General features: G+C 31.3%; 15 protein-coding genes, 2 tRNA genes, 1 rRNA gene and 1 other RNA gene. 18 read left to right on the top strand and 1 reads right to left on the bottom strand.

Going from position 1 to position 14,426, the window contains the following annotated elements; translation table 11 throughout:
* Positions 1-120: 120 nt before the first annotated feature.
* The 9 genes from B8978_RS15340 (at position 121) to B8978_RS15300 (ending at position 8,542) form a co-directional block, all read left to right on the top strand.
* A complete protein-coding gene (locus B8978_RS15340) occupies positions 121-1,437 on the top strand; it encodes a gluconate:H+ symporter (RefSeq protein ID WP_084117082.1) in 1,317 nt (438 codons plus the stop codon).
* Between the two features lie 335 nt (positions 1,438-1,772).
* Positions 1,773-2,687 carry a 1-phosphofructokinase gene (gene pfkB, locus B8978_RS15335; RefSeq protein ID WP_084117080.1) on the top strand — a complete coding sequence of 305 codons (915 nt, stop codon included), beginning with the start codon at positions 1,773-1,775 and terminating at the stop codon, positions 2,685-2,687.
* Between the two features lie 104 nt (positions 2,688-2,791).
* Complete coding sequence (locus B8978_RS15330) at positions 2,792-4,672, top strand: PTS fructose transporter subunit IIABC (protein ID WP_084117079.1); 1,881 nt, start codon at positions 2,792-2,794, stop codon at positions 4,670-4,672.
* A gap of 215 nt (positions 4,673-4,887) precedes the next feature.
* Positions 4,888-5,316 (top strand): HIT family protein, encoded by a 429-nt coding sequence (locus tag B8978_RS15325; RefSeq protein ID WP_084117077.1) that lies wholly within the window; start codon positions 4,888-4,890, stop codon positions 5,314-5,316.
* 252 nt (positions 5,317-5,568) lie between these two features.
* Positions 5,569-6,009 (top strand): nucleoside deaminase, encoded by a 441-nt coding sequence (locus B8978_RS15320; protein ID WP_084117075.1) that lies wholly within the window; start codon positions 5,569-5,571, stop codon positions 6,007-6,009.
* A gap of 39 nt (positions 6,010-6,048) precedes the next feature.
* Entirely contained in the window at positions 6,049-7,119 is a 1,071-nt protein-coding gene (locus B8978_RS15315; RefSeq protein ID WP_084117073.1) for a transglutaminase domain-containing protein, read from the top strand.
* Positions 7,120-7,204: 85 nt separating this feature from the next.
* A tRNA-Ser gene (locus B8978_RS15310) sits at positions 7,205-7,294 on the top strand.
* A gap of 146 nt (positions 7,295-7,440) precedes the next feature.
* A complete protein-coding gene (locus B8978_RS15305) occupies positions 7,441-7,872 on the top strand; it encodes a hypothetical protein (protein WP_084117071.1) in 432 nt (143 codons plus the stop codon).
* A gap of 187 nt (positions 7,873-8,059) precedes the next feature.
* Positions 8,060-8,542 (top strand): HD domain-containing protein, encoded by a 483-nt coding sequence (locus B8978_RS15300; protein WP_084117069.1) that lies wholly within the window; start codon positions 8,060-8,062, stop codon positions 8,540-8,542.
* Between the two features lie 59 nt (positions 8,543-8,601).
* Here the strand turns inward: B8978_RS15300 and lgt are convergent, their stop codons facing one another.
* The gene (lgt, locus tag B8978_RS15295; protein WP_084117067.1) at positions 8,602-9,366 is read right to left on the bottom strand and encodes a prolipoprotein diacylglyceryl transferase; all 765 of its coding nucleotides are present in this window, start codon (positions 9,364-9,366) and stop codon (positions 8,602-8,604) included.
* Between the two features lie 196 nt (positions 9,367-9,562).
* Here lgt and B8978_RS15290 point away from each other — a divergent pair, with 196 nt between their 5' ends.
* From B8978_RS15290 to B8978_RS15250, 9 genes are all read left to right on the top strand, one after another.
* Positions 9,563-9,934 carry a recombinase family protein gene (locus B8978_RS15290; protein ID WP_084117065.1) on the top strand — a complete coding sequence of 124 codons (372 nt, stop codon included), beginning with the start codon at positions 9,563-9,565 and terminating at the stop codon, positions 9,932-9,934.
* 152 nt (positions 9,935-10,086) lie between these two features.
* Positions 10,087-10,176 (top strand) — tRNA-Ser (locus B8978_RS15285).
* Between the two features lie 11 nt (positions 10,177-10,187).
* Positions 10,188-10,452: signal recognition particle sRNA large type (ffs, locus tag B8978_RS15280), an RNA gene on the top strand.
* Positions 10,453-10,570: 118 nt separating this feature from the next.
* The gene (dnaX, locus tag B8978_RS15275) at positions 10,571-12,190 is read left to right on the top strand and encodes a DNA polymerase III subunit gamma/tau (RefSeq protein ID WP_084117063.1); all 1,620 of its coding nucleotides are present in this window, start codon (positions 10,571-10,573) and stop codon (positions 12,188-12,190) included.
* 66 nt (positions 12,191-12,256) lie between these two features.
* On the top strand, positions 12,257-12,598 hold the full coding sequence (locus B8978_RS15270; protein ID WP_084117061.1) for a YbaB/EbfC family nucleoid-associated protein: 342 nt from the start codon (positions 12,257-12,259) through the stop codon (positions 12,596-12,598).
* Between the two features lie 48 nt (positions 12,599-12,646).
* The gene (recR, locus tag B8978_RS15265) at positions 12,647-13,243 is read left to right on the top strand and encodes a recombination mediator RecR (RefSeq protein ID WP_139796067.1); all 597 of its coding nucleotides are present in this window, start codon (positions 12,647-12,649) and stop codon (positions 13,241-13,243) included.
* A gap of 61 nt (positions 13,244-13,304) precedes the next feature.
* Positions 13,305-13,577, top strand: a complete 273-nt coding sequence (locus B8978_RS15260; protein ID WP_084117159.1) for a YaaL family protein — start codon at positions 13,305-13,307, stop codon at positions 13,575-13,577.
* Positions 13,578-13,600: 23 nt separating this feature from the next.
* Positions 13,601-13,855: a pro-sigmaK processing inhibitor BofA family protein gene (locus tag B8978_RS15255; RefSeq protein WP_084117059.1), complete on the top strand. Its 255-nt coding sequence runs from the start codon at positions 13,601-13,603 to the stop codon at positions 13,853-13,855.
* 433 nt (positions 13,856-14,288) lie between these two features.
* Positions 14,289-14,426, top strand: a 16S ribosomal RNA gene (locus B8978_RS15250); the annotation flags it as partial.

The raw sequence follows: 14,426 nt of genomic DNA, 5'->3' as shown, positions 1-14,426 counted from the left end.
CACCCATGCTTCGCAATTTATTACTATTAAGAACCTTTGCGCCTTCAATGATTAAGAAGATATAAGGAATAAACAAAAATAAATTATCAGAATTTTGAAAAAATTTTAGGGGGAATAAAAATGCCATTAGTTATTGTAGCATTTGGTGTGTTATTGTTGTTAGTACTTATGATTAAATGTAAAGTAAACGGTTTTATATCATTAATTCTTGTAGCTTTAGTTGTTGGAATCGCAGAAGGGATGAATCCAGTTAATACAGTTACTTCTATACAAAATGGTGTTGGAGGAACACTAGGAAGTCTCGCTCTTATCTTAGGTTTTGGTGCTATGTTTGGAAAGATAATAGCAGACTCTGGAGCAGCACAAAGAATTTCAAGAAGTTTAATTAATAAATTTGGTATAAAAAGAATACAATGGGCAGTTGTTATAACAGGTTTTATTGTTGGAATAGCAATGTTTTATGAAGTTGGTTTCGTACTATTAATACCACTAGTATTTACAATTGCAGAATTTACTGAATTACCACTCTTATACATAGGAATTCCAATGGCAGCGGCACTGTCGGTTACACATGGATTTTTGCCACCACATCCAGGGCCTGTAGCAATAGCTACTATATATGGTGCAAGTATTAGCATGACGTTGGTTTATGGAATTATAATAGCAGTACCTACAGTAATAATAGCAGGACCTGTTTTTACTAAATTTTTAAAAGGCATAGATCATAAAGCTACCAATAATATGTTTAAAGCTAAAATTTTTGAAGAGGAAGAGATGCCAAGTTTTTCGGCCAGTGTTTTAACTGCAATTATCCCACCTATATTAATGGCTTTTTCAGCTGTGTGTGAAATTGTGCTTCCAAAGACATCTGGTGTTAGACATTTTGCAGAATTTGTGGGAAGCCCATTGATGGCAATGTTTATATCCATTATTGTTGCAATCTTTACATTAGGTATAATGAGAGGCAAGAAAATGGAAGAGATAATGAAAATCTTAGCCGAGGCAGCAAGCGGAATTGCAATGATATTATTAATAGTAGGAGGCGGTGGTGCATTTAAACAAGTACTTATAGATAGTGGTGTAGGCAAGTATATAGCAGCGATTATGTCAGGAAGCAATATATCCCCTTTAATTTTAGCATGGGGAATTGCAGCAATACTTAGATTATCTTTAGGATCAGCTACGGTATCAGCAATGACTACTGCAGGGCTTGTATTACCAATGATTTCTTCTACAAATGCAAATCCAGCATTAATGGTATTAGCAACAGGTGCAGGCAGTCTTATATTTTCACATGTAAATGATCCTGGATTTTGGATGTTTAAGGAATATTTTGGACTTAGCATTGGCGAAACCATGCGTTCATGGTCAGTAATGGAAACAATAATTTCAGTCATGGGATTAATTGGGGTACTGTTAATAAATATATTTGCTTAAATACTATAGAGCTATGTAGCAATATTTATATATAATATTAGGACAATGGAAATTAATTAGATTAAAGCTTTCATCTTCAAAGTAAGGGGATGAAAGCTTTAATCATTTAAATTGAATGAATTATTACTTAATAATTTGGAATAATAGGTTAATAATTTGATTTAAATTAGATTATTGTGGTGATAAAAATTTACATATATATGTTTAAATGTGAGTGAAATTAAAAAAATATAAAAAATATTTGATTGAATTTGCGTATATGTGTTGTTTAATGCGCATTTTTATATTATTATAGGTATGTAGTAATTAAAAAACAGAAAAGGTTGTGGGTAAAAATGATATATACTGTAACTTTCAACCCTGCCATAGATTATGTTATAAATGTTGACGATTTTAAATCTGGATTGGTTAATAGGGTAGCTAGCGATGAAAAATTTGCTGGTGGAAAAGGTATAAATGTATCAAGAGTTTTAAATAATCTTGGAGTAAAAAGTAAAGCTTTGGGCTTTATTGGTGGGTTCACTGGAAAATTTATAATTGATTCATTAGAGAGTCAAGGTGTTGAAACTAACTTTATTGAAGTAAGTGAAGACACTAGAATAAATGTTAAACTTAAGTCAAAAGAAGAAACAGAAATAAATGGATCAGGACCTTTAATTACAGGAGAAGATTTAGATAAATTATTTAAAATAGTAGAAAATCTTACAGAAGATGATTATCTTGTTCTAGCAGGAAATGTTCAAAAATCTGTTCCTAGTGATATATATGCTGTATTGCAAGAAAAGTGCAAAGCTAAAAATGTAAAAACTATAGTAGATACTACTGGTGATGCTTTAGTTGCTACACTTAAGAATAAGCCATTTTTAATAAAGCCTAATAATCACGAACTGGGTGAAATTTTTAACAAAGAACTTACAAATATAGATGAAATTATAAAATATGCGAAGAAACTTATAGATATGGGTGCTCAAAATGTAATTATATCTATGGCTGAAAAAGGAGCCCTTTTAATTTGTGAAAGTGGAGTGTATCATGCATCTCCAGCAAAGGGAATAGTAAAAAATTCAGTTGGAGCAGGAGATTCAGTTATAGCAGGATTTTTAGCTAAATATTCAGAGACAGAAGACCTGCTTGAAGCATTTAGGTGGGGAGCTACTTCAGGAAGTGCTACAGCATTTTCAAAGGATTTATGCAAAAAAGAAGATGTGGAGCATTACCTATCAGGCGTGGTCGTAACTAAAATTGATTAATTGATGCACCACTTATCTGTAGTGAATTTATATAAAAATGTTATGGTATTTAATATATTATTTAAAAATTTTGAGAAAAATAAGGGTGTGTAAGGGAGGAAAATATGAAGATTACAGAACTTTTAAAAAAAGACACTATAATTTTAGATTTAAAGGCAAGCAGTAAAGAAGAAGTAATTGATGAATTAGTGAATAAGTTGGACAGCGCTGGAAGACTAAATGATAAAGAAGAGTATAAAAAGGCAATATTAAAAAGAGAATCAGAATTTTCTACAGGTATAGGTGATGGGATAGCGATACCTCATGCAAAAACTGCTGCAGTAAAAACACCAGCGCTAGCCTTTGGAAGATCTGATGCTGGTCTTGATTATGACGCATTAGATGGCGCTCCAGTAAATATATTTTTTATGATTGCTGCCAGCGAAGGTGCAAACAACACTCATATAGAAACATTATCAAGATTATCAACACTACTAATGAATCCAGACTTTAAAACAAAATTACTAGCAGCTAAAACAGAAGAAGAGGTTTTAAGTTTAATTGATAGTCAAGAAGAAGAAAAACTAGAAGAAGAAAAGGCAGAAGAATCTGTAGTCGTAGAGTCTGAAGGTTCAAAAGGTTTAGTGTTAGCGGTAACAGCTTGCCCAACAGGAATAGCGCATACTTATATGGCAGCTGATGCATTAAAGAACAAAGCAAAAGATATGGGAGTAGACATTAAAGTAGAAACAAATGGTTCTACTGGTGTTAAAAATAGATTAACTGACGACGAAATAGAGAGAGCGGCAGGTATAATAGTAGCTGCTGATAAGCAAGTTGAAATGGCAAGATTTAATGGTAAAAAAGTTATTCAGGTACCTGTTGTCCAAGGAATAAAGAGGCCAGAAGAACTTATAAACCAAGCTTTAAATGGAGACGCTCCGATCTATAAACATGAAGGTGGCACAGAAAAATCATCTTCAGGTGAAAGAGTGGGTTTTTATAAGCATCTTATGAGTGGTATTTCAAATATGCTTCCATTTATCATAGGTGGAGGAATATTGATAGCTCTTTCATTTATTTTTGAAAAGAGTAGTAACCCTCAACTTGCATATATATCTAAATTGCTATCAGTTGTTGGTGGTGATAACGCATTTGCACTAATGGTTCCAGTACTTGCCGGTTTTATAGGTATGAGTATTGCAGATAGACCTGGTTTTGCACCTGCAATGGTAGGTGGATTTTTAGCATATAACAGTAAAGCTGGATTCCTTGGTGGTCTTATTGCTGGATTCCTTGGTGGTTATGTAGTATTATTTCTTAAAAAGTTATTCTCTAAGCTTCCTCAATCGCTTGAGAGCTTAAAGCCAGTACTTATATATCCGTTATTCGGAATTCTTATAACAGGTGCAATAATGTATATTGCTATAGATGGTCCAGTTGAAGCAATTAATCTTGGACTTCAACATTGGTTAGGTTCTATGGGAACTGCTAATAAAGTGTTCCTTGGTTTAATTTTAGGTGGAATGATGGCAATAGATATGGGTGGTCCAATAAATAAAGCTGCCTTTGCATTTGGAATTGCAATGATACAACAGAAAAATTATTATCCACATGCAGCTGTTATGGCAGGAGGTATGTCTGCACCGCTTGGAATTGCGCTTGCAACTACTTTCTTCAAAAACAAATTTAGTAAACAAGAAAGAGAAGCTGGACTTAGCTGTTATGTGATGGGAGCTTGCTTTATAACAGAAGGTGCAATACCTTTTGCAGCAGCAGACCCTGCTAGAGTAATTCCAGCAACAGCAATTGGATCTGCAGTAGCAGGTGCACTTGCACTATTTTTCAATATAGGACTTCCAGTTCCACATGGCGGAATATTTGTAATTGCTTTAGTTAATGGAAATCCACTACTTTACATTCTAGCAATCTTAATTGGTGCAATAGTAACTTGTCTTTTGTTAGCAATTTTGAAAAAACCAATTAAGAGTGAAGACGCACAGTAATTAAATTTATATATATACCAAAAAATAGTCAACTTATCTTTTTAGATGAGTTGGCTATTTTTTTATAATTAGAACAATGAAAGAACACGTTAACATGAAGAAATATAGTTAATTTAAAATAATATGAACATATATATTGTTAATGTTAACATAAATAATTATAATGAAAGTTGAAGATATTATAAATGAGATATTAAATTTTAGGAGGAATAGCAATGTCAAAAGATAAGGATTGTTTTTATTGTAATAAAAATGAAAAGTTAGATGAAATAATGATAGAGGTTTGTCCTTTAGAGGTTTCTACATTATACTTATTTAAAGATCAAACACATAAAGGTAGATGTATAGTTGCTTATAAAGATCATGTTAAGGAATTATTTGATTTAGATGACAAAGAATTAGCGCTGTTTACAAAAGATGTGGCTAGAGCAGCAAAGGCTGTTTCTAAAGCTTTTGGTGCAGATAAAGTTAATTATGGTGCGTATGCAGATACACTTCATCACCTACATTTTCATATAGTTCCTAAACATAAAGGTGAAGTTGAATGGGGTGGAACTTTTGCAATGAACAGAGAAAATCCCGTTACACTTTCTGTTGCTGAATATAAAGAAGTAATTGAAGCCATAAAGAAAAACTTTAAATAAAAGTAGTTCACAAAATATTATCAAATTAAAGTAATATTGTAACAATATATCAACATAAACATAACAAAAGAGGGGTATTATAGTAATATAAAGATTACCCCTTTAAATATATTTTATGTCAGTAATAAAACTGGCATTTTTTTTTGTTTTTAAGAACTTAAAAATAAGGCATATGAATGTAATAATTATACATTTTTAATATGATTATTATGATATAATAAGAGGAACAGATTTATAATAGGGAGCAAAGCAATGGACAAAAGGTTTTTAGATGTAGCAATAGATGAAGCAAAAAAAGCAATTAATGAAGGTGAAGTCCCAGTTGGTGCTGTAATTGTAAAAGAAGGAAAAGTAATTGCTAAGGCACATAATGAAAAGGAAAAGTCTAAGGATTGCACAGCACATGCTGAAATATTGGCTATAAGAAGAGCATCAAGTATTATTGAAAATTGGAGACTTTGTGGCTGTGAGATGTATGTTACTTTAGAGCCTTGTCCAATGTGTGCAGCGGCAATAGCTGCAGCAAGAATAAAAAAAGTATATATTGGAACTTTTGATCCTGTTATGGGTGCAGCAGGTTCCTGTTTAAATTTACTTCAAAATGATTATTTAAATTATAATGTGGACGTTAATTGGTTGTACTCGCAGGAATGCAGCAATATAATTACGGATTTTTTTAAAAATATTAGGTGACTTTGCATTTATTGGCAGATCTAATTTGGGGGTGAATTAGTGAAAGTTTTAAATAAATTTTTGATACTTCTTATTGTTTTAGGTGCTACATGTGGGATTGTATATAAAGAAAATATAGTTCAGAGTTGTTACAAACTACTTAATTATACAGCATCAATATATGGTAATAAAAGTGCAGATATAAAAAGAGGTAATAATAAGGTTCAGACTCAAGCAGGTAAGGCAGGAAATAAGAGCGATTTAAATAAATCTTTGAGTAATGCTCCAAGTAGTAGCACTCAGTCAGACAAGCAAATTGATGTGAACGACAATATAGGTAAAGATAATTCACAAACACAGATAAAAGATCAATTAGAAGTTTATGATTATACTGTAAATACTTACGATGAGTATTATAATGTAATAAAAAACTCATTGGAAAACTTTAAAGACAGTGTATCAATAAAGATAAACAACTATAATTCAAGTACATATAATCTAACTACAATCAATAAGATTTTAGATGATTATTATGATATTGATTATGGTGTTCAAGGTGCAAGTGGCACGATATATTCTAGTGGGAATATATATGTTATTAAAATTCAATTTAAATATAAATTACCTAAAGCTCAGATGCTTGATATGAAGAATAAAACAGAAATAAAAGCAAGAGAAATAATATCTAAGATTATAAATCCTAAAATGAATGATTTAGAAAAAGAAACTGCAATTCATGATTATATAGTAAATAATACCTCCTATGACTATGATAATTATATTAAAGGAACACTTCCAGAACAATCATTCACAGATTATGGTGTTTTAGTTTTGGGAAAGGCTGTTTGTGAGGGCTATTCTAAGGCTATGTTTAGGCTTTTAAATATGGCAGGAGTGCAATGTTACGTTGTTAAGGGAACTGCAAATGGTGAATCTCATGCATGGAATATAGTAAAAATTAATGGAAATTATACAGAAGTTGATGCTACATTTGATGATCCTGTGACTACAAATGGGAAAAAAATTCTATCATACAGATATTTTGATCTTTCCGACCAGCAAATGGCTAGAGATCATCAGTGGGATTTAAACAAATATCCAAAATCAAACACTACAGTATATAATAGATAATGTTTTTTAAAATGATATAGCGATTACTTGAGATTTTTATATATAAAATAGTATAATAAGGTGAAACTTGCATTAAAAATAACGTGGAGGAATGTCCGAGAGGTCGAAGGTGACAGCCTCGAAAACTGTTGTGGGGGAGACTCCACCAAGGGTTCGAATCCCTTTTTCTCCGCCAATATTTTAATAAATGGATTTAAATAATCCATTTATTTTTTTGCTCAAAATAAGCGGTTCATGAATTATTCACAAAGTTGCCAAGTGATTTACACAAATAAAAGATAATATTTTAAGCATAGAACGAATATATGGGATGGTGAAAGTATGAAAAGATTTAGTAAAATACTTATAGTAATAGCAATAGTAAGCATGTCGATTTTCTCGTTTGTAGGATGTCAGAGTAAGGATGCTTCAAATGCAGGAGGCGGCACACAGCAAGGAAAAAAATTTGATAAGAGTGCTATGGAGAAAAGGATCAAAACTAACTTAGATTCACTAGTTAAAGCCGGTACAATAACAGATAGTCAATCATCAAAGATACTAACTGCTCTTACAACTAGAACTCAAGGTAATGAAGCTGGGAAAGGGTCAAATGGAGGTGGCAGAAGAAATGGTGGGTCTAATGCTTTGAATGACCTGGTAAAACAAGGAGTTATAACACAAACACAAGCAGACACAGTAATGAAAAGTGTAATGGGCAACAGACAAAATAATAATAATAATAATGCTAGTGGAAGCGATCAAGCAAATCAATAATTAAAAGGTGTAAGCAAAGTTATATTGCTTACACTTTTTAATTATTGATAAAATTCAAATACAGATGTACTCTATAGTTATCAGATGAATACCATCTGCAACACTCCTACCTTGTTCAAAGTGGGAGATAACGGCTACTACGTCTCTGGATAACGAGTTCTAAGTTTTAAATTAAGAGGTGAGGTTTATGATAAAAAACATAATGAGTGACATGATTGAATATTTTGGTGGGGATGTTAGGAGAATAAATCACGCAATAAAAGTGTATGGATTTGCTAAGACCTTAGGAGAACTTGAGGGTTTAGACAATAATAGTCAGTTTATTTTGGAGGTTTCAGCAATATTACATGATATTGGGATAAAAGTAAGCGAAGAAAAATACAATTCATCCGCCGGTAAATATCAAGAAATGGAAGGACCAGCAGTTGCTAAAAGTATATTACAAAAATATAAAATAACAGATGAAAGCATGGGTAGAATATTACATTTGATAGGAAATCACCATAGCTACGCAAAAATAGATGGCAAAGAGTTTCAGATGTTAATTGAAGCGGATTTTATTGTAAATGTTTTTGAAGACAATATAAATAGAGAAGCTATTATATCAATTAGAAATAAATATTTTAAAACTATAAGTGGGATTAAATTTATTAATAAAATGTATTTGTAAAATAAAGATGAGATTCCTCTTAAGTATTCATGGGAATCTCAATCTTTATTTAATAAGCATCATTTGGAAGGCTTTTTTCTAAAATAAAATATTAAGGAACATATCCAGAATATAAAACCTAACAAGCTAACTACCTGTGCTACTCTTAATGGTCCAAGCATAAGGCTATCAGTTCTAAGGCCTTCTATAAAAAATCTACCTATGGAATATAAACCAATATAACTTACGATTACTATTCCAGGACGTTTTGACTTTTTTAATATAGTTATTAAAATGAAAAATGTACACAAATCCCAAATTGACTCATATAAGAAGGTTGGATGATAATAAACACCATCAATGTACATGCCTTTTTGTATAAACATTGGGAAGTGTTTTATAAAACTATATGAAACAGGACCACCATGTGCTTCTTGATTAAAAAAGTTACCCCACCTTCCTATTGCTTGTGCAATTATAATTGAAGGTGCAGCCACATCTGCATATTCTAAAAATTTTAAATTCTTTCTATAACAATATGTAAAACATGTAATTAAGCCAACGATTACGCCGCCGTGTATTGCTAGACCGCCTTGCCTAATATTAATTATATCCATTGGGCTGCTAATATAATCCTTGAAGTTAAAGATAACATAATAAAGTCTTGCGCCTATTATTGCTAAAGGCAAGGATATTAAAACAATATTTAAAAGTTCATCGTAATTAACATCTCTAATTTTTGAAGTATAGCTAGAAAGTATAATTGCAAGCAACATACCGCAGGCAATTATTATACCATACCAACGTATACTAAGACCGAATATTGAAAATGCAACTGGATTCATTTCATCACTCCTTAAGGTGAATTTTTTTATATAGTTATATATAATCATAATTTTACAACATAGATATGAAAAAATAAATTAGTTAATAAAAATATAATAAAATGCTTTTATTAATTTTATTTTTATAATATTTTGATAATTGTATTTTTTTAGTCAATAGAGTATAATTTAATTAAAAAAGGGAGGTATATTAGGTATGATTAATAAAAAAATCGCATATATTAGACCTTTGGTAGAAAAACAATCCTTAAATATGCAAATTAGTGATTTTGTGAAATTTGGGGTAAGTAGAGAGGATGTTTTTTGTGATGCAAACTATGATGAGTTTAATGAATATGAAAAGATGAAAAATACAATAAACAAGGGAGACACTTTATATATTAAATCTTTGAGTGTTTTAGGTAAAAATCCAGAAGATATTATTGAACAATTAGGATATATAAAAAATGTTGTAAAAGCCGATGTAAACGTTCTTAATATGTTTATGATGGATACTAGTAAATTGTCTCAAAAAATTCAATTGGAAGATATATTAAAAAATGAAATTGAATACGATATATGTATATGACAAAATACAATGACTATAGATATATTAAAAACACTTGCACAAATATTTTCTTGATTTAAAAAGTATTATTTGCTATAATAAAAAAGCATTGTTTCATTAACTAAATGAAATGTGTAAAAATTAATATCGTAATTTATAAGGAAAATCTATTTGGAGAGATGTTCGAGAGGTTTAAGGAGCACGCCTGGAAAGCGTGTGTTGGGGCAACTCAACCGGGGGTTCGAATCCCCCTTTCTCCGCCATTAAAACTTTGTTGTGCTAGACGGGGAGTTAGCGGTGTCTTGTAACCTGCAATCCGCTATAGCAGGGTTGAAGTCCTTGTGTAGGCTTTAGTCTGTAATGTCTGTCTTATAAAAGTGGTGTTGAGAGCCGGGTCCCACGCAACGGAAATTCATGAAACCCGTCAGGTTCGGAAGAAAGCAGCGGTAAGTGAACACTTCCGTGTGCCGTGGAAAAACCTAGTTTGAGCTAACTATATAAGTAACGGTTATGGGCTATTGTCGAAGCAAGGTGCACAACATTTAATAATTTAAAAAATTGGGATGCTTATAATAGCATCTTTTTTGTTATATAATAAATCAAACACTAATAGTATAATATAATTATAATAAGTTAATGTACAAAGAGGGTGAAGAAGTGGGATACAAGGCACTTTATAGAGAATGGAGACCTAGAAAATTTGATGAAGTTGTAGGGCAAAAACATGTAACTATAACATTAAAAAATCAAGTAAAAAGTAATAGAATAGCACATGCATACCTATTATGTGGTACTAGAGGTACTGGTAAAACTTCTACTGCAAAAATACTTTCTAAAGCGGTAAATTGTTTAAATCCCATTGATGGAGAACCGTGTAATGAATGTGACATGTGCAAAAAAATAAATGAAGGATTAGCTATTGACGTTGTTGAATTAGATGCAGCATCACATAATGGTGTTGAAGACATAAGGAATATAATAGATGATGTTCAATATCCTCCTCATGAGAGTAGGTTTAAAGTTTTTATAATAGATGAAGTACATATGTTATCCATGGGAGCAGTAAATGCGTTTTTGAAAACTTTAGAGGAACCACCTAAAAATGTGATATTTATTCTAGCAACAACGGATCCTCAAAGACTTCCGATAACAATACTTTCTAGATGTCAAAGGTTCGATTTCAAACGTATAAAGAAGGATGATATGTTTGAATTGCTTAGGAAAATTGTTACTAAGCAGGGAGTAATGGCAGATGATAAGAGTCTTAGATTGATTTCAAGAATATCAGATGGAGCTATGAGGGATGCTATTAGTGTTTTAGACCAAGCTATTTCTGTAGGTGCGGGCAATGTTAAATATGATGATGTTGTAAATATGCTTGGACTTGTAACAAATGAATATCTTATTAAAATGACTGATTCAATAATAGAAAAAAATGTTGAGAACGCAATGATAGTAGTAGATGAGGTTGTAATCAGTGGTAAAGATATAAACATATTCATTAAAGACTTCATAGTTCATATGAGAAATCTTATGATGGTTAAGGTGAGCAAAAAACCAGAAGAAATAATAGATATGTCAGAAGAAAATATAATAACACTAAAAGAACAATCCAATAAAATAAGAATAGAAGAAATAATGAGATGTATTAGAATACTCCAAGAAACAGAAGAGCAATCTAAATGGAGTAAGCAGAGTAGGATATATTTAGAGTTAGCAATTATAAAAATGTGTAAATTTGAATATGATACATCTAATGAAGTAATACTAGCAAGACTAAATAAGGTAGAGAAAATTATAAAAAGTGGAAGTATTAGCTTTAATAATGAATCTACTTTGGGAAATGTTAAAGAGGAGATAAAGAGAACAGCTAAACAAATAAAAAAAGCAGAGCCTATCCAGGAGGTAGAAGAAAGTTTTGTTAACAATGATTCAAAAATAACGTTAGAAGATGTGAAGAAAGTTTGGAAGGATATAATTGAAACTTTTAAAGCAAGAAGGCTTAGAGTTTTAGGGGCCCATCTTACAAATGGTGAACCAATATCATGTAAAGGTAGTATAATAGAAATAAGGTTTGAAAAAAACTATAATTTTAGTAAACAAAATCTTCAAAGACAAGAAAATAATAAAAAGGTGGAAGAGATTTTTTCTGAAGTACTTAAGGAAAGAGTTAAAATAAAGTATAGTGTGGAAAATAGTGAGGAGTCAAAAGTTTCTCCAGAAGAAATTTTAAAGCAAACATTTGGTGAAGAAATTGTTGATATTATTGATGAATGACACTGTAAATGGTAAAATAATTAAATGATAAAAATTAAATTGAAAATATTTTAGGAGGTTTTATATATGGCAAAAGGTGGATTCCCAGGAATGGGCGGAGGAAACATGAACAATTTATTAAAGCAGGCACAAAAGTTCCAAAAACAAATGGAGGATATGCAAAAAGAACTTGAAAACAAAAGTTATGAAGTTAGTGTTGGTGGAGGTACTGTTAAAGCTACTGTAAATGGTAAGAAACAATTAGTTGACATAACAATAGACCCAGAAGTTGTTGATCCAGATGATGTTGAAATGTTACAAGACTTAATAATGTCAGCATGTAATGAAGCTTTGAAAAAAGCAGAGGAAGACTCATCAGAAGGTATGAAGAAAATGACAGGTGGAATGAACATACCCGGAATGTTCTAATATGATGTAAGGTTAGAATTTTTTCTAATAATAATTGAGGTGAATATTTTGGATTTTTATCCAGTGGCAATAGAAAAATTAATTGAAGAATTTGCTAAACTCCCAGGTATAGGGTATAAGACAGCTCAAAGGCTGGCACTTTATGTATTGAACTTACCAAAGGATGAAGTGGATGAATTCGCAAATGCACTTATAAAAGCAAGAGGAACCATTAAATATTGTTCAGTATGCGGAAACTTTACAGACTCAGACCCGTGTGCAATTTGTTCAAATCCAAGTAGAGATAGAGAATTAATTTGTGTAGTTGAAGAACCTAAAGACATAATGGCAATAGAAAAAGTTAGAGAATATAATGGAGTTTATCATGTACTTCATGGCGTAATATCACCTATGTCGGGTAAAGGTCCAGATTCTATAAGACTTAGAGAACTTGTTACTAGAACTAAGAATAATATAAAAGAAATAATAGTTGCAACTAATCCAAATGTTGATGGTGAAGCTACTGCTATGTATATATCGAAATTGCTTAAGCCACTTGGCGTTAAGGTTACTAGAATAGCTCATGGAATACCAGTTGGTGGAGAACTTGAATATGCAGATGAGGTGACTTTATCAAAAGCACTTGAAGGTAGAAAAGAAATATAAGGAATATTTGTCCCATTTTATGTCTATAATTGTAAGGAGATATGAAATGGGAGGTTTTTTTATGACCATAAAAAAGGGAAGCAGAATTAAAAATGATAAAAGCTATGATGAGGACAAACAAAATATAATTTCAGCAATAGAAGAAGCAATAAAAGAGTTACAGGAATGTAGAGATTATTTTGAAACTGTAAATGAACCAGTGCTTGTTGATTATGCAATATATAAAGAAGCAGCTGCTAGATCAAAATATGCATATCTTATTAAACAAGCTAAAAAGTTAAATATAAAAGTTAGTGGGTTTAATATCCACATAGATGAAGAAAATGTAGATTAACTTGTAATCGGGGGGATAATTAAATGGAATACGTGGGTTATTTTTTAATTGCAATAATTGCATTGTTTATCGTAGTTAAACTTCTAGCATGGCCACTTAAGATATTAATAAAGTTGATAATAAATGCAGTGCTTGGAACTATACTTTTATTTTTAGTAAATTTAGTTGGGGTACATTTTGGACTAGCAATTGGGATAAATATAGTAACTTCATTAATAGCAGGCTTTTTTGGAGTGCCTGGTGTTATATTTTTAATAATATTTAAATTAGTGTTATAGATAAAAAATAGTAGAGTACTCATCATAAAAAGGCTTCATGGGTTTGTGGATTAAAAAACAATGTTTAATATAGTAATAAATGTAAAAGTAACAAATACACATTGCCTAGTGTATCAGTACAAGTAAATGTGTAAAAAATGTAGATAAATTTAGAATTTTAGGTTTAAATTAATACAATAAAGTATATAATATTAGCAAGAGTGATAAATTATGATATTATAAAACACGTCGCAAGTGACAAGCTACAAATCAACATGAAAAAATATGTTGACAAAGAGTTTGAAACCGTGATATACTATATAAGCTGTCAGATGACAGCGCAGTGATCTTTGAAAATTAAACAGAGTATAAGAATTAAGTAAACCAGCAAATTCTTTTGATGTTAGAAATAACATTAGATAATAAATTAAGCGAAATGAGCTTAATCAAACTTTTAATTGAGAGTTTGATCCTGGCTCAGGACGAACGCTGGCGGCGTGCTTAACACATGCAAGTCGAGCGAGAAACCTTCGGGTTTCTAGCGGCGGACGGGTGAGTAACACGTGGGTAACCTGCCTCAAAGTGGGGGATA

The organism is Clostridium acidisoli DSM 12555 (genome assembly GCF_900176305.1).
In the GTDB taxonomy this organism is placed as follows: domain Bacteria; phylum Bacillota; class Clostridia; order Clostridiales; family Clostridiaceae; genus Clostridium_I; species Clostridium_I acidisoli.
The sequence above is the reverse complement of the archived record's forward strand: the minus strand, read 5'-3'. Positions and strand labels throughout refer to the sequence as shown.